The 26,310-nt window shown below is 35.6% G+C and carries 25 protein-coding genes; 10 read left to right on the forward strand and 15 right to left on the reverse strand.

All coding sequences use genetic code 11. From position 1 onward, the window contains the following. Positions 1-38 precede the first annotated feature (38 nt). The 6 genes from nadD to dnaN form a co-directional block, all read right to left on the reverse strand. Positions 39-620, reverse strand: a complete 582-nt coding sequence (nadD, locus tag FAZ19_RS00495) for a nicotinate (nicotinamide) nucleotide adenylyltransferase (RefSeq protein WP_136818645.1) — start codon at positions 618-620, stop codon at positions 39-41. Next, a complete protein-coding gene (gmk, locus tag FAZ19_RS00500) occupies positions 610-1,188 on the reverse strand; it encodes a guanylate kinase (protein ID WP_136818646.1) in 579 nt (192 codons plus the stop codon). Before gmk ends, nadD begins: the two co-directional genes overlap by 11 nt. Before the next feature lie 2 nt (positions 1,189-1,190). Continuing rightward, a complete protein-coding gene (locus tag FAZ19_RS00505; protein ID WP_136818647.1) occupies positions 1,191-2,066 on the reverse strand; it encodes a YicC/YloC family endoribonuclease in 876 nt (291 codons plus the stop codon). Positions 2,067-2,154: 88 nt separating this feature from the next. Then, the gene (locus tag FAZ19_RS00510; protein ID WP_136818648.1) at positions 2,155-2,733 is read right to left on the reverse strand and encodes a CAP domain-containing protein; all 579 of its coding nucleotides are present in this window, start codon (positions 2,731-2,733) and stop codon (positions 2,155-2,157) included. A 156-nt stretch (positions 2,734-2,889) separates the two neighbouring features. After that, positions 2,890-3,552 (reverse strand): DedA family protein, encoded by a 663-nt coding sequence (locus FAZ19_RS00515; RefSeq protein WP_211245404.1) that lies wholly within the window; start codon positions 3,550-3,552, stop codon positions 2,890-2,892. Positions 3,553-3,563: 11 nt separating this feature from the next. Next, positions 3,564-4,688 (reverse strand): DNA polymerase III subunit beta, encoded by a 1,125-nt coding sequence (gene dnaN / locus FAZ19_RS00520; protein WP_136818650.1) that lies wholly within the window; start codon positions 4,686-4,688, stop codon positions 3,564-3,566. Between the two features lie 209 nt (positions 4,689-4,897). Here dnaN and FAZ19_RS00525 point away from each other — a divergent pair, with 209 nt between their 5' ends. From FAZ19_RS00525 to FAZ19_RS00550, 6 genes are all read left to right on the forward strand, one after another. Next, positions 4,898-6,043, forward strand: a complete 1,146-nt coding sequence (locus FAZ19_RS00525; protein ID WP_136818651.1) for a DNA polymerase III subunit — start codon at positions 4,898-4,900, stop codon at positions 6,041-6,043. Positions 6,044-6,052: 9 nt separating this feature from the next. Further along, positions 6,053-7,387, forward strand: coding sequence for a PSP1 domain-containing protein (locus FAZ19_RS00530; protein WP_188876075.1), 1,335 nt, complete (start codon positions 6,053-6,055; stop codon positions 7,385-7,387). A gap of 29 nt (positions 7,388-7,416) precedes the next feature. Beyond that, on the forward strand, positions 7,417-7,878 hold the full coding sequence (locus FAZ19_RS00535) for a gliding motility lipoprotein GldH (protein ID WP_136818653.1): 462 nt from the start codon (positions 7,417-7,419) through the stop codon (positions 7,876-7,878). Then, the gene (gene lpxK, locus FAZ19_RS00540; protein ID WP_229707340.1) at positions 7,875-8,918 is read left to right on the forward strand and encodes a tetraacyldisaccharide 4'-kinase; all 1,044 of its coding nucleotides are present in this window, start codon (positions 7,875-7,877) and stop codon (positions 8,916-8,918) included. The genes FAZ19_RS00535 and lpxK overlap by 4 nt, the downstream gene beginning before the upstream one ends. Positions 8,919-9,013: 95 nt before the next feature. Then, a complete protein-coding gene (locus tag FAZ19_RS00545; RefSeq protein WP_136818654.1) occupies positions 9,014-9,403 on the forward strand; it encodes a hypothetical protein in 390 nt (129 codons plus the stop codon). 180 nt (positions 9,404-9,583) lie between these two features. Beyond that, positions 9,584-9,958, forward strand: coding sequence for a hypothetical protein (locus tag FAZ19_RS00550; RefSeq protein ID WP_136818655.1), 375 nt, complete (start codon positions 9,584-9,586; stop codon positions 9,956-9,958). Positions 9,959-10,026: 68 nt separating this feature from the next. Here FAZ19_RS00550 and dnaA read toward each other — a convergent pair whose 3' ends face one another. Further along, positions 10,027-11,454, reverse strand: coding sequence for a chromosomal replication initiator protein DnaA (dnaA, locus tag FAZ19_RS00555; RefSeq protein WP_136818656.1), 1,428 nt, complete (start codon positions 11,452-11,454; stop codon positions 10,027-10,029). A gap of 360 nt (positions 11,455-11,814) precedes the next feature. Beyond that, positions 11,815-13,743 carry a 1-deoxy-D-xylulose-5-phosphate synthase gene (dxs, locus tag FAZ19_RS00560; protein WP_136818657.1) on the reverse strand — a complete coding sequence of 643 codons (1,929 nt, stop codon included), beginning with the start codon at positions 13,741-13,743 and terminating at the stop codon, positions 11,815-11,817. A gap of 167 nt (positions 13,744-13,910) precedes the next feature. On the opposite strand from dxs, the gene FAZ19_RS00565 reads away from it, so the two are divergent. Next, entirely contained in the window at positions 13,911-14,663 is a 753-nt protein-coding gene (locus FAZ19_RS00565; protein WP_136818658.1) for a segregation and condensation protein A, read from the forward strand. Here the strand turns inward: FAZ19_RS00565 and FAZ19_RS00570 are convergent. The 3 genes from FAZ19_RS00570 to FAZ19_RS00580 all read right to left on the reverse strand — a co-directional run bounded on the left by FAZ19_RS00570 (position 14,660) and on the right by FAZ19_RS00580 (position 17,552). Continuing rightward, entirely contained in the window at positions 14,660-15,364 is a 705-nt protein-coding gene (locus FAZ19_RS00570) for an enoyl-CoA hydratase/isomerase family protein (protein ID WP_136818659.1), read from the reverse strand. The two genes, FAZ19_RS00565 and FAZ19_RS00570, sit on opposite strands and share 4 nt — an antisense overlap. Positions 15,365-15,556: 192 nt before the next feature. After that, positions 15,557-16,411, reverse strand: coding sequence for a beta/alpha barrel domain-containing protein (locus FAZ19_RS00575; RefSeq protein ID WP_136818660.1), 855 nt, complete (start codon positions 16,409-16,411; stop codon positions 15,557-15,559). Next, entirely contained in the window at positions 16,401-17,552 is a 1,152-nt protein-coding gene (locus tag FAZ19_RS00580; RefSeq protein WP_136818661.1) for an acyl-CoA dehydrogenase family protein, read from the reverse strand. The genes FAZ19_RS00575 and FAZ19_RS00580 overlap by 11 nt, the downstream gene beginning before the upstream one ends. A 233-nt stretch (positions 17,553-17,785) precedes the next feature. On the opposite strand from FAZ19_RS00580, the gene FAZ19_RS00585 reads away from it, so the two are divergent. Continuing rightward, positions 17,786-19,393 carry an acyl-CoA carboxylase subunit beta gene (locus FAZ19_RS00585; RefSeq protein WP_136818662.1) on the forward strand — a complete coding sequence of 536 codons (1,608 nt, stop codon included), beginning with the start codon at positions 17,786-17,788 and terminating at the stop codon, positions 19,391-19,393. 51 nt (positions 19,394-19,444) lie between these two features. On the opposite strand, the gene FAZ19_RS00590 is transcribed toward FAZ19_RS00585, so the two are convergent. The 3 genes from FAZ19_RS00590 to nadA form a co-directional block, all read right to left on the reverse strand. Next, complete coding sequence (locus tag FAZ19_RS00590; protein WP_136818663.1) at positions 19,445-19,831, reverse strand: lipoprotein; 387 nt, start codon at positions 19,829-19,831, stop codon at positions 19,445-19,447. Between the two features lie 129 nt (positions 19,832-19,960). After that, complete coding sequence (gene thiL / locus FAZ19_RS00595) at positions 19,961-21,001, reverse strand: thiamine-phosphate kinase (RefSeq protein ID WP_136818664.1); 1,041 nt, start codon at positions 20,999-21,001, stop codon at positions 19,961-19,963. Positions 21,002-21,032: 31 nt separating this feature from the next. Then, positions 21,033-22,031: a quinolinate synthase NadA gene (gene nadA, locus FAZ19_RS00600; protein ID WP_136818665.1), complete on the reverse strand. Its 999-nt coding sequence runs from the start codon at positions 22,029-22,031 to the stop codon at positions 21,033-21,035. 488 nt (positions 22,032-22,519) lie between these two features. Between nadA and nadB the strand changes: the two genes are divergently transcribed. Both nadB and FAZ19_RS00610 read left to right on the forward strand, forming a co-directional pair. Continuing rightward, positions 22,520-24,112: an L-aspartate oxidase gene (nadB, locus tag FAZ19_RS00605; RefSeq protein ID WP_136818666.1), complete on the forward strand. Its 1,593-nt coding sequence runs from the start codon at positions 22,520-22,522 to the stop codon at positions 24,110-24,112. A 3-nt stretch (positions 24,113-24,115) separates the two neighbouring features. Continuing rightward, on the forward strand, positions 24,116-24,634 hold the full coding sequence (locus tag FAZ19_RS00610; protein ID WP_136818667.1) for a gamma carbonic anhydrase family protein: 519 nt from the start codon (positions 24,116-24,118) through the stop codon (positions 24,632-24,634). A 22-nt stretch (positions 24,635-24,656) separates the two neighbouring features. Here FAZ19_RS00610 and FAZ19_RS00615 read toward each other — a convergent pair whose 3' ends face one another. Then, the gene (locus FAZ19_RS00615; RefSeq protein WP_229707337.1) at positions 24,657-26,213 is read right to left on the reverse strand and encodes an Ig-like domain-containing protein; all 1,557 of its coding nucleotides are present in this window, start codon (positions 26,211-26,213) and stop codon (positions 24,657-24,659) included. Positions 26,214-26,310 lie beyond the last annotated feature (97 nt).

Raw genomic sequence — 26,310 nt, forward strand, 5'->3', positions numbered from 1 at the left:
ATATAACTATACAATGGCATTTCTCGTTAGTGACACCTCTACGAATACAGACCTTTTTTCTCTATAAAATCAATAACCTTATCTGTTGTATAAAACTTAATGCTTTTGCCTTCTTTAATAGATTTGCGGAGAAAGGTCGATGACAGTTCCATGAGGGGAGTTTGCGTCATAATAACGGAAGGGTGATTTTTTAATTCGTCGCCGTGGGATCCAGCCCGGGGATACACTATTACTTTATAATCCCGAAGGATAATATCTACATTTTTCCATTTCGGAAGACCTGCTAAATTATCTTCTCCCATAATCAAAAAAAAATCTTTCGTTGGATATTTTTCTCCTAAATGCATTAGGGTATCGATTGTATAAGAGGGTCGTGGTAACTTAAATTCGATATCGGAGGCCTTCAGGTTTTCTGTATTCTCGATCGCGAGGTTTACCATTTCCAATCGATCATACATATTTCCCAAACTTTTTTTTTCTTTGAACGGGTTTTGAGGAGATACGACAAACCATACCTCATCCAGTTCAGTATAATTAGCCATATAATTCGCAATAATCAGATGACCTATATGAATGGGGTTGAACGAGCCAAAGAATAGACCAATTTTTTTATTTACCATTATCCTTTAAAAAATCCAACACTAACGTTTCAGCTTCCTTGCATGCTGTATCTAGGTCAAAATTATTCAGTACCACATCAAATTTATCGGCGTACGATAGTTCCAGTTCCGCTTTTGCAAAACGTTCTTTCAATTTTTCTTCTGAATCGGTACCGCGTCCTGAGAGGCGTTCTTTTAAAACTTCCAAAGATGGGGGATTGACAAAAATAGCAAGAGCGTCGTCTGGATATTTCGATTTTAAACGCAGTCCGCCAATCACATCAATATCAAAGATGACATGTTTTCCCAAAGCCCATATCCGTTCCAACTCCGAACGCAACGTACCATAAAAGGTGCCTGCATAAACCTCTTCAAATTCAATAAACTCATGTTTTGCTATCTTATGCAAAAAATCATCCTTTGAGATAAAATAGTAGTCTTTTCCATCCTCTTCTATTCCGCGTGGATCACGTGTGCTAGCAGAAATCGAGAACTCGAATTTATCACTATAACGTCCTAAAATATGTCTTACTATCGTCGTTTTTCCCGCACCCGATGGTGCGGAGAAAATTATTAATTTACCATTCATTACTATAATACATTTAGCAACTGCTCTTTAACCTTTTCCAATTCTTCTTTCATCCGAACGATTATTTGTTGAATACCCGCATGATTCGCCTTTGATCCTAACGTGTTGATTTCCCTGCCCATTTCCTGAGAAATAAAGCCTAATTTTTTTCCATTAGAATCAGTTGCAGTCAATGCCTCTAAGAAGTAGTTACAATGACTTTTCAAACGAACTTTTTCTTCAGTAATATCTAATTTATCAATATAAAAAATCAGTTCTTGTTCGAAACGGTTTCTGTCAATATTCTCTTTTCCTACCGCATCATCCATGTACTGACTAATTCGCTCGCGGATCAAGGGTATCCGATCTCCCTCTGTTGATTCCACTTCCAATAAAAAGGATAAAATCATTTTAACACGGCTCTCCAAATCCGCCTTTAGAACTTTGCCCTCATCCAAACGAAACGTATTAAATTTCTCTATAGCTTGATGAAAAGCTTCCATTAAAATTTTACCTTCTTCTTCATCCACTTCATCTTCGTTATTAGTCACCACCTCGGGCATATTCAAGGCCAAACCAAACAAAGAAGCATCTTTATCTCCTACTTGAAAAGCAATTTCCTGAAGTTGTGTATAATACTTTTTAAGCAGGTCGCCATTGATTGTAGAGGCTTTTGCTGTTTGATCAGTGTATTCTGAAGATATCATTACATTGACTTTGCCTCGTTCAATAAGTTTACTACACTCACCGCGCAAAGTTAATTCTTTATCGGAGACTACTTTTGGAAGGCGGATACTGAGTTCCAAGAACTTAGAATTTAGGGATTTGATTTCCACAGTGTATTTTACCTGCTCGTTTTCTTTCGAGCCAACACCATATCCTGTCATTGATTTTATCATATGCAAAGGTATAAAATATTCACTGTCAACAACGCACCCACATCTATGAATATTCTATGCAGTCGTAAAAAGCCAGAAAAACAGGCGTCTACCAGTCATGTTTGGCGATCAGGACACATAAATAAGTCGTATAACGAGAACCTGAAGGTACACGCACAAAACCAATACCTATATCAACGAGCGACGCATTCCATTCATCCATTCCTAAAACATGCTTCCGGTGCATAAAACCCGGCGAGTTTTTCCCAATAATAAACGCTTTTATACCCTCCGAAGCAGAAGGGTGATTGGCTGCAATAGATTCGAAGTTATTAGCAGAGCGCTTCTTTAACCAGTCGCTATTCAATGAATACCCCGCTTCCGAGATATAATGATTCGGACCAATACCTTTGGGTGAAGTATGATCAAAATAGTTATGATTAGCCATATCATAAGCTCTAAATTCAGCTACTTTAGCTAAAGTGTTATTCCAGATTAATTTCGTACGCTTCACTTTTGAGATATTAGAAATTCCCAATTCCTTGGCATATTTTTTTGGATTCATTCGAATATCGTTCAGTAATTCATAAGCCGCTTTGGCCTGCGACTTATCAACAATAATATTCTTCTTTTGAGCGCTAAGGGCTGTAAATGAAAAAAGACAAATTACTAAAATGAGAACACGCATGAAAATATATTTCTATTAGAGACTAATGACCGACCATGACGTTTAAACGGGATAAAGCTTATTGGATACTGGATAGATCTAATCGCCAGGGCAGCATGTGGGAAACAATAAATACGTCATCATTGGAGAACAGCTGCTTCACAAAGAAAGCATAGATTAAGAAGCTTCCTTTTTTCTAGTGAATTTTTCCTTAGCAACTTCGAATAGAATTGGAACTATAGAAACGAAAATAATGATCAACACTACTTTTGAAAAGTTATCTCTTATAATAGGAATATTTCCCAAAAAGTATCCTGCCAAGGTTATTCCAATAACCCAAAGAAGTGCTCCTATAATGTTATAAGTAATGAATGTTCCATAATTCATTTTTCCTATACCTCCAACGAAAGGAGCGAGGGTTCTTACGATAGGAACAAAACGAGCAATTACAATCGTTTTGCTACCATACTTCTCGTAAAAGGAATGTGTTTTGGTAATCTGATCATCTGTTACCATTTGCTTACCAAAAAGTTTGAACTTCGTAATCCGCATCCCAAACTTTTTTCCTATGGCATAATTAAGTGAATCACCAGAAATCGCCGCAATTAATAAGAGGATAATCATAATCCCTATATTTAACTCATTAGGTTGCGCAGCTAGCATGCCTGCTGCAAATAATAACGAATCACCGGGTAAAAAAGGCATGACAACCACACCGGTTTCAACAAAAATTATCAAGAACAGTATCAAATATGTCCAATACTGATAATCATTAACAATCTCCACAAGATGGTCATCAATGTGAAGTATAAAATCTATTAAAGAATGAATTAATTCCAAAATGAAATGTATTAACCGATATTATTTAACATAACAGGCATCACCAACATCAAGATATCTTCATTATCTTGTTTTATCGCCGGTACTAATAATCCTGCTCTATTTGGCGTACTCATTTCTAATACAACTTCTTCACAATTCAGATTATTTAGCATCTCTACCAAAAATTTGGCGTTGAAGCCGATCTCTAAATCTTCACCTTCAAATTGACAGCTTAGCCTTTCGTGCGCTTCATTGGAAAAATCCAAATCTTCCGCCGATATATGCAACTCACTCCCATTAATCTTTAATCGTACCTGATGGGTTGTTTTATTTGCAAAAATTACAACCCTACGAAGGGTGTTTAAGAATACTGATCTGTCGACAGTAAGCTTATTGGGGTTTACTTGAGGGATAACGGCTTCGTAATCCGGATAACGTTCATCTACCAATCGACAGATTAGGTGAATGCTCCCAAACTTAAAGAAAGCATTTGTATTGTTGTATTCAATAGATACCGTCACATCATCCGAAGGAAGTGAAGACTTCAATAACGTCAGCGCTTTTTTTGGAAGTATAATAGAAGTTGGCTTTTCAGTACCTATATCCGTGCGGCGGTACCTGACCAGACGATGTGCATCCGTAGCTACGAAAGTCACATTTTGCTCTCCCAGTTGTACGAGTACCCCCGACATTGCTGGGCGCAATTCATCATTACTTACTGCAAAAATCGTTTTGTTAATTGCTTCTGCTAAAATTGGCGCGACAATATTTACGATGGTTGCATTTTCTACAACAGGTATTTTAGGAAAATCGTCGGCATTCTCCCCGCTTAATTTATATTTCCCATCTCCTGCGCTTATTTCAATAGCCAATGTATTTGTATCTACCGAAAATGCTACCGGTTGATCTGGAAGAGTTTTCAACGTATCTATCAAGATTTTGGATGGCATAGCTACACGACCCTCTTCTTTCGCTTCAATTGGAAGCGAAGTGACCATACTGGTTTGTAAATCTGTCGCCGAAATAGTAAGTGTATTATCTTTGATTTCAAATAAAAAGTTTTCCAATATTGGAAGCACAGTACTAGTACTAGAAGCTCCGCTAACAGCTTGCAATTGCTTTAATAAAACTGAAGTAGATACAATAAATCTCATTTCTGATTTGCTAAATTTTTTATATGCAATAATACAGAAAAATTATCAAATCTTTACCATACCGTTGAAAGGTTATTGTATCGTTTCAACCAGCCCAATTATAAAATCACTACATTCCTGTCCTAAAAAAATCGATCATTAGTTTTATATCCAAAGCAATTAAATTGCGTATGAATAAGCAATTTTATCTAAGTTTGTAGTCAAGAGATATGCAGTTTAAAGAGATTTTAGGGCACGAAGACATTAAAGCACATTTACTCAACACGGTGAACGAAAACCGGGTAAGTCACGCACAATTGTTTTTAGGACCAGAAGGTTCTGGAAGTCTCGCCTTGGCAGTAGCCTATGCTCAGTACGTAAATTGTGAAGATAGGGAAGATGATGATAGCTGCGGACGCTGTCCATCCTGCCGGAAATACGAAAAATTAATTCATCCGGATTTACATTTTTCCTATCCTTTTTTTGCAAAAGGTAAAGACGAAACAGCAACGACCTATATTGAAAGTTGGCGTAAATCTTTTATAGCAAACCCCTATATGGGTTTATCCTTTTGGAGAGACCAACTGGAGGCCGAAAATAAACAAGCAAATATCAATATAGCAGAAGCGCATAGTATTATTAAAAAGTTAAGTCTCAAATCCTTTGAGGCTGAATATAAAGTGTTGATCATGTGGCTGCCTGAATATTTGGATACGCAAGGGAATGCACTATTGAAATTAATTGAAGAACCTCCAGAAAAGACACTCTTCTTACTAGTGGCAGAAAATCAGGACAAAATAATTAATACTATTATTTCTCGTACCCAACTGATCAAAATCAATAAATTACAACACGATAAAATCAAGAATTTTCTTATTGAAAACAAAAATATTGATCCTAAAAAGGCCAATGAGATCGCTTTTATTGCTGATGGAAATATTCAAGAGGCTTTAAATCTTATTCAACAAGAAAGCGAAAATAAAACATTTGACCTGTTCGTGTACTGGCTTCGTCATATTTATTCGGACAACGGCTCGGAAATTATTTCTTTGTGTGATGAAAATCTTGCAAAATTAGGACGAGAAAACCAAAAAAGTTTCTTACTTTATGCCATTAATATGTTGCGACAAATTATATTGATGCAACAAGGCTTACGCGATTTAGTGTTTTTGCAGCAGGAAGAGCTGATTTTTGTTGAAAAATTTAGTGGAATTTATCAATTTGAGCAATTAGAAGAAGCGATAGGACTGCTTGAAAAAGCACATTACGCAATTGAAAGAAATGCAAATCCTAAAATATTATTTTTAGATTTGTCTTTGCAATTAATTTTATTGTTCAAATATCAAACGTTCCCGAAAGGGGCTCAATATATATAAAATAAAAATATGGGATGTGGCAGTTGCTCGTCCGGAAGTTGTGGAAGCAGTAGCAAATTAGGCACTGTACCAGCAGGATGCCAGGATAATGGCTCATGTATGACTAGCGGATGTAATAAATTAGATGTATACGACTGGCTTTCCGACATGGATTTGCCATCAAATTATAAACCATTTAATATCGTAGAGATTCGTTTTAAAGGATCTCGTAAAGACTTTTTTATCAATACAGATAATATCTACTTAGAAATGGGTGAGATGGTTGCTGTAGAGCCTTCTACGGGAGGATATGATATAGGACACGTTTCTTTGACGGGTGAATTGGTACGATTACAACTCAAAAAAAATAACGTAGTCCCCGATTCAGTTGCGAAAAAGGTATACCGGAAAGCCAATGAAATGGATGTTGCTAAGTTTAATGCGGCGAAAGAGTTGGAATGGGAAACCATGCATAAAGCCCGCAAACTAGCTCTGGATTTAGGACTTTCTATGAAAATATCGGATGTAGATTATCAGGGAGACAAAACTAAAGCAACTTTCTATTATACAGCAGAAGGTCGCGTAGATTTTCGTGAACTGATCAAAAGAATGGCCGAGACCTTTCGTATCCGCATTGAAATGCGACAAATTGGTATGCGTCAAGAAGCAAGCAGACTTGGCGGAATTGGATCCTGTGGAAGAGAATTATGTTGTTCTACCTGGCTTACTGATTTCAAAACCGTGTCTACTTCAGCGGCACGTTATCAAAATTTATCCTTAAATACGCTTAAATTAGCTGGACAATGTGGCAAGCTGAAATGTTGCTTAAATTATGAATTAGATAGTTACATGGATGCCCTCAAAGACATTCCCAATGATGTAGATCGTCTCGAAACCTTAGCAGGGATGGCTTACCTGCAGAAAACCGACATATTCAAAAAAACGATGTGGTTTTCCTACCCGGGAGTAGAGAACTGGATTCCATTATCAATTGATAAAGTGCGAGAATTTGCTGAAATGAATAGAGGTGGTGTAAAACCTGAAGCGTTGGAGCACACCCCGGAAAAACTAGAGGTTAAAAAACCCGCTGTTTTGGATTATGAAAATGTGGTTGGACAAGATAGTCTGACACGTCTCGATGAAAAGAATAGAAGAAAGAAAAAGAAAAAAAACAAACCAAAAAACCCACCCGTTACGACTGCTGGAACGAAAGAAAATCCATCTAGCGAAAGGAAACAACTTCCTAAAAATCAAGGTGAAAGGAAAACGGAGAATACTGCAGAAAATCAGTCAAGACCAAAAAGACGATTTAATAATCGCAATAGGAACAGAAACAACGATAAATCAAATAAAACGGGTGAGTAAGTGAGTAGATCTTTCCAAATTTTGGTATTATGCATAAGCATCTTTTAATCGTAGCCAGTGTAGTTATTTTACTTGCTTCTTGTATAGATGGGGCTTATTATGAAAAGAATTTCACAATGCCTAACCAATCTTGGTCTTACGACAATATTCAAAAATTTGAAGTAGATATTGATGACTCTACCATCAAATATGATGTGTATATCAATTTAAGGCATAGTGCTAACTATAAATTCTCCAACGTATTTATCTTGTTTCATGAAAAAGGAAAGGGATTAAAAGACACCGTCTATAGAAAGGAGATTGTGCTCGCTCAATTAGACGGAAGATGGTTAAGCAATTCAGCAGGAGGTATTTACGAAAATCAATATTTGGCTAAAGAAAATTTTACTTTCCCAGATACCGGTAAATATGAATTTGCAGTGGAACAAAATATGCGCGAAAATCCGCTAAAAGAGATCATCAACGTGGGAATTAAACTCGTAAAAAAATGATCCCGCTACTCCGGTGGATATTGTTACCAATTAGCCTAGCTTACCTCCTCATTGTCTGGGTTAGAAATAAACTTTACGATGAGGGCATTCTAAAAAGCAAATCATTTGATGTACCCAACATTGTGATTGGAAACTTAGCGATAGGAGGGACAGGTAAAAGTCCAATGACAGAATACCTTATTCGTTTATTATCTTCGCATTTTAGGGTAGCAACTTTAAGTCGTGGATACGGACGTAAAACGTCTGGTTTCCGATATGTTGAGATGACTTCAACAGCTATAGAAGTAGGCGATGAGCCCCTACAATTCAAAACCAAATTTCCAAAGCTCACTGTGGCAGTTAGCGAAGATAGGTGTAAGGGGATCGAAATATTGAAGAATAGTCACCAGGTTATTATTTTAGATGATGCTTATCAACATCGCAGATTAAAACCCGGATATACCGTTTTACTTTTTGATTTTGTTTCTTTATTTTCTACAACTATTACACTCCCGACGGGAAATTTTAGAGATAACTTCTCGGCTTCAGCTCGGGCAAACTTAATCGTGATCACCAAATGCCCTCGTCAACTTTCATTGGAACAGCGACAACATATAAAGCATCGCATCAGAAAGCATTCTGAGGCACCAATATTTTATTCTGCCATCAAATACGAGCAACTAAGAGATCGTACGCATTTGCCAGTAGAATTTAATCTATCGGCTTATCATATCCTTTTACTCACCGGTATAGCCAATCCCTTACCCCTAAAAGAATATCTTGTTGATAAAGTCATTTCCATTAAACAATTAACTTTTCCCGATCATCATAATTTTAGTGAAACGGACTATATTAAAATCCACTCTGCTTTTCAAAACATTACGGGAAATAAAATAATTATTACCACAGAAAAAGATATACACCGCCTCCAGGACAAGATCTTATCGGCTATTCCAATATATTATATTCCCGTACAATTAGACTTTATTACCGATCAGAGTACATTTGATCAGCATATATTAAACTACCTTTCTCATGCTCAAAGTGTTAATGAACATTAATAAAGGTTAATGTTTACTAAACTTCTTCCTTTTGTGCTTTTTTATAGAATAAATTCCTGATTTTTATTCTACATAAGATCATTAATAGTATGCATATGAAAAATTTAATATTAGTATTAATAGCTATAACCCTATCTGCCTCTGCAGCTGTAGGCCAAGAAAGGGGTAATCGTCAAGGACTGGGTCAAAATAGAACGCCAGAAGAAAGAGCTAAAGCAGAAGTAGAAAGACTCGGTACCGCCTTAAATTTAGATCAAAGTCAACGTGATTCTATTTATAAACATTCCCTTGAACAGACTAAAAAGCAACAGGCCTTATTTCAACAAGGGGGTGGAGACAGGGAAAAACGCTTAGAACAAATGAAATCTTCTCGAAATGAATACGATACAAAGATCAAATCCTTTTTGACCGAAGATCAAATCAAAAAGTATGAAGAGGTACAAAAAGGGCGAGTACAACGCAGGCAAGCGAGAAGTAAAGAGTAATAATCTCAATATTAGACAGTTAAAGGGTGAATAATAAATTATTCACCCTTTTTAATTTGTTAAATCATGTTAAAATGTAACAAAATAGATACATTAATACAACATATTTGTGTTTTTGGCTGTTATTATATCAACAACGGTTAAAAATATAATATTTAAACATTTTAAAAATTTAATGCTATGAAAAAATTAATTTTAACAGGATTGAGCTTCTTATTTGCTATTACATTAACATTTGCTCAACAAGGTACACCAGAGGAAAAAGCAACGGAAGTAGTAACAACGCTTACCGAAAAATTGACGCTCACTGAAGAACAGCAGGCTTCCGTATATAATATTGTTTTAGAGAAAAAGACAGCAAAATATGCGCTAAAAGCAGATACTACATTATCTGAAGATGTGATTAATGAACAAATCTCGACATTGACTTCGACAGCGGATGCAAAAATATCAGAGTTGCTTACTGAAGAACAAAAACCCGAATTTGTTAAATATATCGAAGAACGTAATGCTAAAAAAGCTGAAAAAACCTCTTCTATGCAACCAGTACAATAATTAAAAATGTAACGTCAATAAAAAAGGAATTCATAAAAATGAATTCCTTTTTTATTGACATTTGCACCTTATGACGCTTTTAATTTCTTTTGGATATCCTGCACATAAGTTTTAAACTTTTTATCCGTTTCAATTAAATCCTCTACTGTTTGGCAGGCATAAATAACAGTGGAGTGATCTCTGCCACCAAAAAAATTACCTATTGATTTCAGGGAAGATTTTGTGTGATTTTTAGCTAGATACATAGAAATCTGACGGGCCTGTACGATCTCTCTCTTACGCACCTTTGATTTGACCATCTCAACGGGTACTTCGAAATATTCACAAACTAACTTTTGGATATATTCCATAGAAATCTCTTTGTTTGTGTTCTTAACAAAATTCTTTAACATAGACTTTGCTAAGTTCAAATCTATTTCTTTCTTATTCAAGGTAGACTGAGCCAACAAAGATACCATGGCACCTTCTAATTCCCGAACACTATTATCAATTTGTGTAGCAACATATTCTACTACACTATCGGGTAATTCTATACCATCAGAATACATTTTCTTTTTCAAGATAGCCATTCTAGTCTCCAAATCAGGAATCTGTATATCTGCCGATAATCCCCATTTAAAACGGCTTAATAACCTCTCTTCTAAACCCGACAAATCTTTGGGCGCTTTATCGGAAGTCAAAATAATCTGCTTTCCCGATTGGTGTAAATGGTTGAATATATGAAAGAATATATCTTGTGTTTTCTCTTTCCCGGCAAAATTGTGTACATCATCCATTATAATCACGTCCATCGCTTGATAGAAGTTTACAAAATCATTGATGGTATTGTTTTTCAGTGAATCAACAAACTGCTGACAGAATTTTTCACAAGACACATAAATAACGAGCTTATCTGAAAGATTTTTCTTAATTTCATTTCCAATAGCTTGCGCTAGGTGAGTTTTACCTAATCCTACATCTCCATAAATCATTAGTGGATTAAAAGAAGTACCTCCTGGTTTATTAGCAACAGCATATCCAGCTGAACGGGCCAAACGATTACATTCACCTTCAATAAAATTATCAAATGTATAGTTTTGATTTAATTGCGGATCTACTTGTAATTTCTTCAATCCAGGAATAACAAAAGGATTCTTGATATTCTTATTAAGCGCTACAGGAACCGGAATTGACTGCTTTTTTGCTTCCGCACCATTTCCAGTTGAAGGAATATTAGTCGTATATGGTATATTAGTCGAAGATTTTTCTACTACAATATTGTATTCTAGACGACCTTGTTCACCTAAAAACTTTTTAACTGTCTTACGAAGAATACCCACATAGTGCTCTTCCAACCATTCGTAGAAAAACAAACTTGGTACTTGAATAGTCAAAACGTTTCCTTCCAAACGAACAGCTTTTACCGGCTCGAACCATGTCTTGAAACTTTGTGTTGGGATATTGTCTTTTATAACCTGAAGACAACTATTCCAAACACTTGTGTACGTTTTTTCCATTCCTAAATTGTTAATAACTTGATAACCAATTAATGATATAAAAAGTGTTTATAACTTTTCCTTACAACGAAGATGACAAAAATTTTTCAGCTAAAAAATTAAAAAATTAAAAAAAACACAACTTACTATATTACAATTATTTAAAGTAATTTTAGTGTTATTTTCAGCGAATTAATGTCTGTCAACTTATACTTTTCAACAGCCAAAATTTTAGTAAAAATTTTAGTAAATTTTATGTTTGAATCTATGGTAGTTATTAAAAATGTGGAAAACTCTAACTATAAAATTTGTCAAAGTTTTACCACAAAAAATAAGCCACAAATACTTGTGGCTCAATTGATTTTTACGAATAGATAGCCCTTAACTTACCATACTATCCGTAGGCATTGCTTTTGCTATTCTGCGACATTCTTCAGTAATAGCTTTTGCATCATAATAGCAGATACTCCATAATTCGGACTGTTCACCATGCTCTACAATACTGTCCGGAATTCCCAAACGCCTTACTTGTGCTTGGTAATTGTGATCTGTCATAAACTCTACCACGGCAGATCCAATTCCGCCAGGTAAACAACCATCCTCCACTGTGATCACCTTATTAAATTTATGGAACACCTCATGCAGCATTTCCTCATCTAAGGGCTTAGCAAAACGCAAATCATAGTGAGCAGGATAAATGCCTTCTGTATTTAGTACAGTTATTGCTTTCGTTGCTTCATTACCAATGTGTCCGAAAGTTAAGATAGCAACATCTTCTCCATCTACAATCTTTCTTCCTTTTCCAATCTTAATTTCTCTAAAAGGCCTTTTCCAATCCGCCATCACCCCGTTACCTCTTGGATAACGAATTACAAAAGGACCTTTATCGTCCAATTGCGATGTATACATCAGATTACGTAGTTCCTCTTCGTTCATTGGCGAAGAAACAATTAGGTTGGGAACACAACGCATATAGGCGATATCGTATGCTCCATGATGTGTAGGACCATCGGCTCCTACTAAACCAGCTCGATCAAGACAAAACACAACATTTAACTTCTGCAATGCTACATCATGTATAACCTGATCGTAGGCCCGTTGCATGAAAGATGAATAAATATTACAAAAGGGAACCAATCCCTGTGCTGCGATACCCGCACTAAATGTAACAGCATGTTGCTCCGCTATACCTACATCAAAAGCACGCGCAGGCATTTCCTTCATCATGATGTTCATAGAAGAACCCGAAGGCATAGCCGGGGTCACACCCATAATTTTAGCATTAACTTCTGCCAGTTCTACTAATGTATATCCGAAAACATCTTGATATTTTGGAGGTTGAGGTTTATCCGATAAAGACTTCTTAATTTCCCCTGTAATTTTATCAAACAAACCGGGAGCGTGCCATTTCGTTTGATCCTTTTCAGCCAGCGCATAACCTTTTCCTTTTACCGTAACGGCATGTAATAATTTTGGTCCAGGAATATGTTTAAGATCTTCGATCGTTTTTACCAACTTATTAACATCATGCCCATCCACAGGACCAAAATATCTGAAGTTGAGTGATTCGAATAGATTTGCATTTTTTAATAACGTTCCTTTGATACTTTGCTCCAATTTTTTAGCCCATCCATATGCATCTGGTCCGTTTTTTGAAATCTTAGCTAATACAGAAATCAAATCGTCGCGAAATTTATTGTAGCTTTTTGATGTTGTAATACTGGTTAAATATTCCTTTAATGCACCTACATTTGGATCTATCGACATACAATTATCATTAAGGATAACCAATAAATTTGATTTTTCTATCCCCGCATGATTTAATGCTTCGAAAGCCATACCCCCAGTCAGCGCACCGTCGCCTATAACTGCAACATGTTGTCTATCTGTCTCTCCTTTGTATTCAGAAGCCACAGCCATGCCTAAAGCTGCCGAAATCGATGTGGAAGAATGTCCTACACCAAATGAATCATATTCGCTTTCGCTACGCTTAGGAAAGCCCGAAAGTCCCCCAAATATTCTATTCGTATGAAAATTTTCACGTCTACCTGTTAATATTTTATGGCCATATGCCTGATGCCCTACATCAAATATAATCTGATCATAAGGGGTATTTAATACGTAATGTAACGCAACTGTCAATTCAACAACTCCTAAACTAGCAGCAAAATGTCCTCCGTTAACAGATACGATATCAATTATATATTGTCTCAGCTCTCTACATACTTCCTCTAAATCAGATTCCTTAAGTTGTCGTAAATCAGATGGATAGATTATATTCCGTAGGAGCGCTCCTGCCTCTATTTGCATAACTTGAAAATTTCAAAATAAGATACAAAGTAACAATTTATTCTATAAATACTAGAACAATATAAGCAAATAAAAGTTTAGCTCCACCTGTATCTCGATATAAACCATTTGCAGCTAAAAATATTATTTGTAAAAAAAATCAAGTTTGTCTAAGTTTGAAAGAGTTTATGGAAGCTATTAGTTACGAAATCAAATTAGAACAATTCGAGGGTCCTTTTGATTTATTATTGTTCTTTATTGAGCGTGATGAATTAAATATACATGATATTCCAATTTCTAGAATTACAGATGACTTTTTAGATTACATCCAAAAAATGCAATCTTTAAATATGGAATTGGCAAGTGAATTTATTTTTGTAGCCTCTACTTTAATGCGTATTAAAGCAAAAATGCTACTTCCAAGACCTGATCTTGATCAGAATGAAAACGAAATAGATTTAAAAGAACAACTCGTACAAAAATTGATTCTCTACAAGCAATTCAAAGACGTATGTGAACATCTCAAAGAAGCTGAGGATAAAAGATCAAAGCTACATATCCGGGGTAACATTACCCATGATTTAAAGAATACAAAACGTCAGATCACAGAAGAAGAACTTTCCTCCTTTGATTTATATAAGTTGATGATGGTTTATGAGAAAATGATGTATCATTTTACGCACCGCATACTTCCTGTAACACATACCGTTGTCAAATTTCCCTACACCATCGAACAGCAGAAGAAAGCTATTTCCCAGTTAATAGAACTCAACAAAAAACTCGATTTCCAAAACATTCTAAAGAATTCAGAAAACAAAGTACATTTTGTCTTTAATTTCCTTGCTATTCTTGAGATGCTTCAGCAAAAACTACTGGAAATTGAAGTGGGGATTGGATATAATAATTTTTCAGTGGAGAAAAGAGCAATTGAATTAAATTAATGTTTCTTCAAACTATCTAAGCAGTTTTTGAGATATGCAAATTGTTCGTCCTTCGTCTTGCTGGGTATCTGTCTCAAAGCCTGAATACCGGCCATCAACGCTTTAGTATTACGGTTTTCAAAGGAGGTGGTAAGCGATTCAATGGTATTATCATCTATAAACCCATCGACAATACCAAGGGCTATGGCTTCTTCCACATCAAAATATTCGGTTTGTAGACATAGCTGTAATACCTTTTTTTCGGGCATTACTTTAAGCAAACTTGCCATCACCTGAAATGGAAAAAGCCCCAAGGCTAACTCAGGAAGTTTAAACAGCGTCTCCTTTTTACAATAGACGTAGCTGCAACCTAGAATAATGAGAAAACCCCCCGCAATAACATTTCCCTCTACGATCGCTATCGAAGGCTTTAGAAGACTATCAAATACCTGCCCTAAGGAAATATCCTGATTAGGAATGGACAGATTAGGAGTATCAAGCGCGGCATTTTCAAACGTATGAAGATCCATTCCTGCACAAAAAACCGGACCTTCTGCTTTAATTATTACGGCTTTGATGGCATCATCAGCATTGGCCAATTCAAACGCATGTGCTATTTCATTGACCATTGTAGGTGTAAACGCATTTCTTTTTTCCGGGCGAGCCAATGTCAGAATAAATCTAAAATCCTTCTTTTCTATTTTTATAAAATTATACTTCATTATTCGATACCCCCGCTTAATCTAAAGATATACTTTTTTATATGCTACAGCGAATATTCTATTTCGTGGATTCCACTAAATCTTGTAATTTTATCCTTTATTTTTAATCTAACATCTAACATCTAACATCTAACATCTAACATCTAACATCTAACATCTAACATCTAACATCTAACATCTAACATCTAACATCTAACATCTACTTATCAACTCTTGAAAACCTACTAATAATGATCTTCGTTGCGTTAGATTTCCTTTTCCAAACCTATCCAAAAGCATTTCCGAAGGTATATTGCCTACCAACTCATCTTGGGCAAAAGGACATCCTCCATATCCCAGTATCGCACCTTCAAATGTCCTGCATCCTACATCATAGGCCGCATTTATTTTTAAAAGTGCCAAATCGACACTGCTATGCAAATGAATACTAAAATCCAACTCTGGAAAGTTTGCAAATAATGACCCCAAAAGTTCCTTTATCAGTAAAGGAGAGGCCTGCGATGTGGTATCAGCAATTGAAAATCTGCGAATACCTATTTCTTTAAGCTTTCCAACCCACTCCAGCACAATATCTATATCCCATCTATCTCCATATGGATTACCAAAAGCCATAGAAATATAAATCAATAATTGCTGAGCAGGAGTGCGATCCAAAATATCTTTACACGCTCTCACCTTACCATAGGTGTCGGATATAGATGAGTTTGTATTTCGTTGTTGAAACGTCTCAGAAATAGAAAATGGGTATCCCAAATAGTCAATTTTTTCAAATTGACAACCAATTTCAGCACCTTTTTCATTGGCTATAATGGCAATTAATTTGACATGATCATCCTTTTGAATTAGATCGATAAGCGAAATAGTGTCCCTCATTTGAGGGACCGCTTTTGATGAAACAAAACTTCCACAATCAATATAATCAAAAAGCTCACTCGCTATCAATTGATTAATATATTTTGCTTTCTTTTCCGTCGGTATAAAATGAGCTATACCCTGTATAGCATCTCTAGGACAATCCACCAATTGAATATCTGCTCTATTTAACATCCTTCTTTATTTCTCTGGAAATAACCATTTTTTGAATTGCGCTCGTACCTTCTCCAATCGTACACAATTTTGCGTCGCGGAAAAATTTTTCCGCGGGGTAATCCTTTGTAAAACCATAACCACCATGAATTTGTACACTTTGATTGGAAACCTCTACGGCAGTTTCAGAAGCGAACAATTTAGCCATTGCACCTTCTTTTGTCACATTCTTACCTAGATCTTTCATATATCCCGCTTGCCGAATCAACAGTTCCGAGGCTTCTACTTTTGTCGCCATCTCGGCCAAAGTAAAACCTACATCCTGAAAATCAAATATTTTCCGATTAAACTGTTCACGTTCATTTGCATATCTTAACGCACATTCGTAAGCTCCACGTGCTATACCTAGCGATAATGCAGCAATAGAAATCCTTCCTCCGTCCAATAATTTTAAGGCCTGTATAAACCCCTTACCCACCTCTCCAATTACTTGACTTTTATGTACTCTACAGTTATCAAAAAACAAACTAGCTGTTTCGGAAGCACGCATTCCCAATTTATCAATTTTTTTTCCCGCCGTAAAACCAGGTATTCCTTTTTCAATAATAAATGCAGTTACCCCATGCTTATCACCTTTGTCTCCAGTACGAACCATAACTACGGCGACGTCGCCACTAATCGCATGGGTAATAAAAGTTTTCGATCCATTTATAATAAAAAAGTCGCCGTCAGCTATCGCTGTTGTAGTCAATCCTCCTGCATCCGATCCTGAACCAGTTTCTGTCAGCCCCCACGCCCCAATCCATTCTGCCGAAGCTAATTTAGGAAGGTATTTTTGTTTCTGCTCTTCATTCGAAAATGATAATATATGATTGGTACATAAGGAATTATGTGCAGCAACAGACAAACCTATAGAACCACATACCTTAGATATCTCATCTAAAATAGTTATATATTCTTGATAACCTAAACCCGTACCATTATATTTTTCTGGAACTAAAACACCCATAAAACCATACTCCCCCATTTTTTTAAATAGTTCAATAGGAAAATACTGACCTTCGTCCCATTCCATAATATAGGGTTTGATATGAGCTTGTGCAAATTGGCGAGCACTTTCACGTACTAAAGCCATCTGTTCCGTATTCTTTAATTCGTACATAATGAAATATTGCTTAAGTTTATATAGGTATTTTATAATATTTACAAATATTATAAAAAACAAATAATATTTTATGATATTTATAAAAATATATTCTTTTATGGATGTAAAATTAATATTTTTATAATACATCGAATTAGATTCTGTATAATCATTCTACTTAAAAAGAAACGAAAAAGGATGCTTATTGTTTCCGCTAAAGAACAAAATACATCAATAAACATTTTGCACTAATGAAAAAACTATTGACTTTATTGAAGGAAAAAACTGAAAAACTCCATTTAGGAGGTGGTCTACATAAAATAGAAAAACTTAAAGAAAAGGGAAAATTAACTGCTCGGGAACGGATTAACTATCTTTTAGACGAAGATAAACCACATACCGAAATTGGAATTTTTGCGGGAGATGGAATGTATAAAGAAGATGGCGGATGTCCAAATGCTGGTGTCGTAGTTGTACTCGGTTACGTAAAAAATAAACTGTGTGTCATTGTATCAAATGACGCCACAGTAAAGGCAGGAGCATGGTTTCCAATTTCAGCTAAAAAAAATCTAAGAGCACAGGAAATTGCAATGGAGAATCGTCTACCTATTATCTATTTGGTAGATTCTGCTGGTGTATATCTACCCATGCAAGATGAAATTTTTCCAGATAAAGAACATTTTGGTCGAATATTTAGAAATAATGCAAAGATTTCGGCCATGGGAATTCCACAAATTTCGGCAATAATGGGATCCTGTGTAGCGGGCGGGGCCTATCTACCCATTATGTCTGATTACGCTTTGATAGTGGAAGGAACTGGATCTGTTTTTCTTGCTGGATCTTATCTTGTACGCTCGTCAATAGGGGAAATAATTGATAACGAAACTTTAGGCGGGGCAAGTACACACTCCGAAATATCCGGCGTTACGGACAATAAATATCCAAATGATGAAAGTTGTTTACACGCCATTCGTAACATCGTCGACAAATTTGGGGATAATTCTCATGCCGGCTTTTCTCGCATTGAACCGAAATCGCCAGCATTTCCGGTTCAGGACATTTATCAACATTTACCAGAAGATAGGCTCAAGCCTTATAATATGATACAGATATTGGAAGCAATTGTGGATAATAATTCATTAGAAGAGTATAAAAAAGATTACGGTAAAACGATCGTATGTGCGTTAGCACGTATAGATGGTTGGGCAGTAGGAATTGTAGCGAATCAGCGTAAAATTGTGAAGGCTAAGAAGCCAGGAAATACAACCGAAATGCAGATGGGGGGAGTAATCTATTCCGATTCAGCAAATAAAACCGCTCGCTTTATTATGAACTGTAATCAACAGAAAATTCCACTAGTATTCTTTCAGGATGTAACGGGTTTTATGGTGGGAAGTCGCTCAGAACATAACGGAATAATTAAAGATGGGGCGAAAATGGTAAATGCAATGGCCAACTCCGTTGTACCAAAATTCACATTTATAATTGGAAACAGTTACGGTGCGGGTAATTATGCTATGTGTGGAAAAGCATATGATCCCAGATTAATCTATGCTTGGCCTACTGCGCAAATAGCCGTTATGAGCGGTGCATCTGCTGGGAAAACGTTGCTTCAAATACAGGAAGCAACTTTAAAATCTCGCGGAGTAGAGCTTACAGAACAGGATAAAAATAAACTACTGAAAGATATTGAAACCAAATACAATGAACAACTAAGTCCCTATTATGCAGCTGCTCGTTTATGGGTTGATGGTGTCATTGATCCTAAAGATACCCGTAAAATTATATCAATGGGTATCGAAGCAGCGAATCAAAATTCACATATGGACCGTTATAATGTAGGTGTAATCCAGACTTAGAAATGAGCTCTAAACTAAAAAATTGAATTTAAACGTATTTAAACAGAAGTTTTAAAATACGTTTAAATCTTTAATATTATCTTTATTTAGCGGCGATTCAATTACCTTCGTTCCAAACTGGTTGAATATTCGCAGATTAAAAATCACTCCATCGTTTACTAACGTATTCAAATCAGGATGGGCATTAATAACCTGACCGAGAATACTCGAAAACGATTTCTTCAGTATATCGTTCGTTATGACTGAATCTTCAGCATTAAAAATAAAATCTATATTAGCTTCTCTTTTATTAATATAATAAGCTTTGGATTGCTTAATCAGAGGATTGACAATTTCTGAATTATTAAAATCCTCGACGAAAGAAAAAATTTTACCTTCTTTGGATTGACAAGAAGCTAACGCTAACGCAACCAATAAAAAGAATATAGATTTCTTCATAGTTTTATATTTACTTATTAAAATTAGTAGTTTTTCATATTTCCATAATCGCTTTTTAAAACCTGGAACGTAGATTTTACTGATGAAGATCCATAAAGTCTTAAAATATTCTACCTCTAAATTAATACATTATTTCTTAAAAGCATTCCATCCTTGCGCTGTAATAGGATGGACATGTCCTGATTTTGAAATCATTTCACATCCGGCATGCTCTTCTGTAATATAGCCAATAATAGAAATATCAAGCTGATTTTTAATTTTATCGTACTGATCCTGTGAAACGGTAAACAGCAACTCGTAATCTTCCCCGCCACTCAATGCACATACCGTAGGATCTAGACCAAATTCCCGAGCAGTTTCATACGTCATTGGATCCAAAGGAATTTTCTCTTCATACAGCCTACACCCAACTTTAGAAGCATGACAAATATGTAAAATTTCTGATGCTAAACCATCCGAAACATCGATCATTGCGTTAGGTTGTATACCATATGTTTCAAACAATTCCACAACATCTTTTCTAGCTTCTGGTTTTAATTGTCTTTCAATGATATAATCTTTACCTTCTAAGTCAGGTTGAATTTCCGGATTTTCAAGGAAAATATTCTTTTCGCGTTCCAACAGCTGTAGTCCTACATAGGCGCCACCTAAGTCTCCCGAAACACATAACAAATCACCTTCCTTCGCACCTGAACGATATGCAATCTTATCTGCATCTGCATATCCGATACTTGTAACTGAGATCACAAGCCCCTGTGCAGAAGCAGAAGTATCGCCTCCAACTAAATCTACATTGTATTTTTTACAAGCAATAAGTGCACCTTCATATATTTCCTCTACAGCCTCCAATGGAAATTTGGAAGAAAGCCCTATAGAAAAAGTTATCTGCGAAGCTAGGCCGTTCATTGCATATATATCACTTAAATTTACCTGAACAGCTTTATACCCTAAATGTTTTAGCGGAACGTAGCGCAAATCAAAATGTATTCCTTCCAATAATAAATCGGTAGAAATTAATGTTTTCTTATTATTAAAATCCAGAACGGCTGCATCATCACCAATTCCTTTTGTTGTTGATGATACTGTAATTTCCACAGCATCTGTCAAATATTTTATTAGACCAAATTCGCCTAATTCATTAATATCCGTTTTATCTTTATTATCAAACATCGTAAAAGTTTAAAAAACTGAGATCTATATGTTATAATCCCAATTGTGCTGAAATTTCCAACATACGTTCAATTGGTTTCTGAGCCCTAATGATAACGTCTTCCGCTAAGCTAATTTCGGGTTGCTCGTAATATAAACAATTATATAATTTTTCTAATGTATTCAACTTCATATGTGGACAATCATTACAAGCACACATGTTATTTGGAGGAGCAGGAATAAAAGTCTTGGTTGGACTAGCCTTTTGCATCTGATGTAAAATTCCGGATTCTGTGGCCACGATATATGTTTGACTGGAATCTTCAATCGTAAATTTCAACATTCCAGACGTAGATCCAATATAATCAGCTTTAGCTAAAATATGATCCTCACATTCAGGATGTGCTATAAATTTTGCATCTGGATACGCCGTATGTAAGGCATCTATCTTGTCCTGAGAAAAAATCTCATGCACCATACAGGCACCGTTCCATAATACCAGATCACGTCCTGTTTTCTTTTTAACATATGCTCCCAAATTCCGATCAGGACCGAATATAATTTTTTGATCTATAGGTAGACTTTCTACTATTTGAACCGCGTTGCTCGAAGTACACACAATGTCCGATAAAGCTTTTAATTCTGCAGTACAATTTACATAGGTAATAACCAGGTGATCAGGATATTGTTCTTTAAATTTAGCAAACAGATGTGGAGGACAACTATCTGATAAGGAGCACCCAGCTTTCAGATCTGGCAATAGTACCTTTTTTGTTGGAGAAAGAATTTTAGCCGTTTCAGCCATGAAATGTACACCAGCAAATACAATTACATCCGCGTCAGTTTTGGCCGCTTGTTGTGAAAGACCTAAACTGTCTCCGATGTAATCCGCAATATCCTGAATTTCAGATTCCTGGTAATAATGAGCTAAAATAACTGCATTCTTTTCCTTCTTCAATCTATTTATTTCTGCAATCAGATCGATAGTAGGATTAATATCCACATCTATAAATCCTTTTGCTTCTAAATCCCTTTCAAAAGTCGTGTTCATTATCTCTTCTCTAAAATTATCGTTAATTACTTTGACTAATTAACTTCACAAAAGTAAACAAAGAAATTCAAACGAAATCCACATTCCCTTTTTTCAATAAATAATAATTCTTTTTATAAAAGAGAATCTTATTGTTTATTAGCGTGTGGAAAATGGGGATAATTTAGAGCTACTTTTTTTTTATATATGGAGAAGATGTTTTTACCAACATGTTATCCACAATTTGAATATTATTGGGTACTGATTATCAATCAAGTAAAAATATGACGTTTTTATTTTCCATATTTTTATGTTGACTTTTTTAAGTTTATAATTTGTTAATATTAGGTTCAAATTGAGGTAATAATTACATAACATATGTGTGTATTTAAAGTGGATTGTGGAAGACTAAATAGTTTTGAAATTTAATTCACTATTTATCTACACGTTTTCCACATATTTTGTTAATTTGTTGTCTTATATAATAATGGATATATATAAGGAGTAATATGTCTTTCAGAAAGGTTGATTTTTTAATAGTTGGGTCTGGTATAGCTGGTTTGAGTTTTGCATTAAAGGCGGCAAGATTGGGAAAAGTGTTGATTGTCACTAAGGCGAGTGAAGACGAATCAAATACGAAGTATGCTCAAGGTGGGGTAGCGGTCGTTACAGATCAGACAGATAGCTTTGATAAGCATATTTACGATACGCATACTGCGGGAGATGGATTGTGTAATCCACAGGTTGTGGAAAACGTGATTAAGGAGGGGCCGGCTCGAATTGAAGAACTGATAGCTTATGGAACTTCTTTTGATAAAGAAGCTTCTGGGGAGTATGATTTAGCTAGAGAGGGTGGTCATTCGGAACATCGTATTTTGCATTATAAAGACATTACGGGATATGAGATAGAACGTGCGTTATTAGATCAGGTACATCAAAACGCAAATATTGAGATACTTACTCATTATTTTGCAGTGGATTTGATTACTCAGCATCATCTAGGACAGCATGTGGATAAGAAATCGAAGAATATAGATTGTTACGGTATATATGCCTTTAATACTAGATCAAATAGAGTAGAGAAATTCCTTGCGAAAATAACTTTAATGGCCACGGGCGGAGCTGGACATGTCTATGCCAGTACAACTAATCCTATCATTGCTACTGGTGATGGAATTGCTATGGTGTACAGAGCTAAGGGTAAGGTAAGAAATATGGAGTTTATTCAGTTCCATCCTACTTCATTATATAATCCGAGGGAGTATCCAGCTTTTCTTATTTCGGAAGCAGTGCGCGGTTTTGGAGGTATTTTGCGTAGGGCGAACGGAGACTCTTTTATGGAAGAGTACGATGAGCGCGGTTCGTTAGCGCCACGTGACATTGTTGCACGTGCCATTGATGCCGAGATGAAGAAATCAGGATTAGATTACGTCTATTTGGATATCACACATCGTAGTAAATCGGATTTACTCTCCCATTTTCCTAATATTTATGAGAAATGTCTTTCAATTGGTCTGGATATGACGAGCGATTTTATACCTGTTACACCAGCAGCACATTACCTATGCGGTGGAATATTGGTAGACGAATTTGGAGCAACATCGATCCAAAATTTGTATGCTTGTGGCGAGTGTTCTTCTACCGGGTTACATGGTGCCAATCGGTTGGCTTCTAATTCGTTGTTGGAAGCAGCGGTGTATGCGCACCGTATTTTTTTAGATGCCAGCACTAAATTCAATATGTTGACTTTTCAAGATAATGTTCCGGATTGGGATGATTCCAATACACGGCTTTTGAATGAAGATATATTAGTGACACATAATCTACGCGAAACACAGAAGTTTATGAGTGATTACGTAGGTATTGTACGCTCAGATTTTCGATTGGAGCGCGCAATGAGTAGATTAGGACTTTTATATGAGGAAACCGAATCTTTTTATAAGAAAACAAAGCTTTCTGTAAAACTATGTGAATTAAGAAATGTTATTCAGGTAGCATATCTTGTAGTGAAATCTGCAATGAAACGGAAGGAAAGTAGGGGATTGCATTACACAACAGATTATCCTGATCACGTAGATGTACTCGAAGATACTATTTTATAATATATGGCTGTTATATTACCCGTTAAAGAACATTTTCCATTTATTGGATCGGATACTTATCTCGCTCCCAATTGCACGATTGTAGGAAATGTTACAATAGGTGAACATTGTTCTGTTTGGTTTAACGCTGTAATTCGAGGCGATGTTAATTATATTAAAATAGGTAGTTATACTAACATTCAAGATAATGTGACTGTTCACGGTACCTATGAACGCAATGGTACTAATATAGGTAGTTATGTTAATATCGGTCACAATTCCGTTATTCATGGTTGTACAATATATGATTATACATTGATTGGAATGGGTGCTATCGTCATGGATAGAGCTATTATTGAATCCAATGTTATTGTAGCTGCTGGTGCGGTCGTATTGGAAGATACGGTATGCGAGGCTGGCTATTTGTATGCAGGAGTTCCAGCAAAGAGAATTAAGCCATTAACAGATGACCAGCTTAATTTATTGCGTAAACTACCACATAACTATGTGTTATATAGCTCTTGGTTTATGGATCAAGTCTAGTGGCTCGGGAGAGTCCACAAGTCTAATCAAATTTGACTTCGATTGTCTCGTTTTGTTCCCAGTTTGCACGAATGCTAAAAGTCTTGTTCAAGTACCAAATCGGTTCTGCTTGTTCTAATACGTATACATTAGCGCCATCCCATTTATTATTGTTATTGATGTCATGTATTATTCTTATGGAATATTTTCCGCCAGGAAATTTATTATATGTTAATGTGGATTGATTTTTTATAATTCGTTTATTAAATACTTTTGTTTTAGCTTCATCGATTAATTCGACGATATAATTTGATGATGTATCTAGACCTGTTATCTGGAAAATAATATCTCCGTAATTATCGGATTCATCAAGCGTAAATTTAGTTATGAGCTCTTTATTAAAATCATCAAAGGGACTGAGGATAGCCTTTTCTTCTAGTACCAATTCATAATTTTTATTTGCTCTCCAGTTGAATCTGATATGGTAGAGGTTATTATTTAGGCTATCTTGTTGTAGTTGGAAATTTCTTCTTGATACAGAATCTTCCAACAATTTCAGTTTGTTTTTATCGATGGAAGCAATAGGGTATTTGCTTGTTAAGGTAATATGATTTATTTTATCAACTTTATTGGAGATATTTAACAAAGGTGTGATGAAACGCTCATATTTATCGTTTTTTCCCCTGCGAAGTAAAATAGTATCGATGATATTTCCGCTATTAGATAACTGAAATTTAACCGAATCGAAATCTAATTTTTCTAGGTATATAAATGCGGAGTCTTTATTAGTAGAGTAATTAACGATTTTTTCATCGTCATATGCGCTGGGATCGATAATTATGATACTCGGGGAGTCTAGTTGTTGATTAAAAGTAAGTAATATTCTGCCGTCTTTTTCTATTTTCTTTTCTAATGTACGGTGGGTTTGCGGCTTTCCTTTAGAATATTCTAAATGTATACCCGATATATTGGTTGACAATACAATACTGTCTTTTAAGAATCCGATCGCTTCATCAGGACTATTATATATTCTATCATTATTTTGCTCCTGAAGAGCATAAATTCGGTAGGTGTCTTCCCTTAGATTCCTAAATAGAAAATTTCCGCTGGTATCTACGCTGGTATATATGGAAGCTTTTTTCTTACCGAATATTGAGTCTTGGCGAGTGGGAATTAATAGCACACGAACATCTTTGTCTACTTTTTCATCGAATGTTTTTGTATAGGCATTTTTTACTGACCCACTTATTGTTAGGGAGTCAAGTTCTGGTCCGGTAGCAAATACATAAGTGTAGTTTATAATTGGATTACCTTCGTTATAATCTACTAATCCTTTTCCGAAGTTTATCGTGTAGGTTGTATTGTTCTCAATGCTGTCAGGTAGCTTGATAATGAGATTTTTTTTACGCACTTTGTATTCCGGTTGTTTATCAACATCGGGGGATATACTGAATTCTTTAAACTGATTGTTTAATTTAATGAATTCATCGAAAGTGAGTACAATTTCTGCCGCATTGAAATTGGTAGTCAGATTTGAAGGTGATTCATTTAATAATTTTGGAGGTAACGAATCTTTAGGCCCGCCTGTGGGCCTTTGCATATTAGCACAGCGGAAAAAGGTAAGTGATATAAGAATAAAAAAGCCAAAAATGACTAATGTTTGATATTTAGTCGTTTTTGCGCTTTCTGAGCTATTT

This window comes from Sphingobacterium alkalisoli (assembly GCF_005049105.1).
GTDB classification, from domain to species: domain Bacteria; phylum Bacteroidota; class Bacteroidia; order Sphingobacteriales; family Sphingobacteriaceae; genus Sphingobacterium; species Sphingobacterium alkalisoli.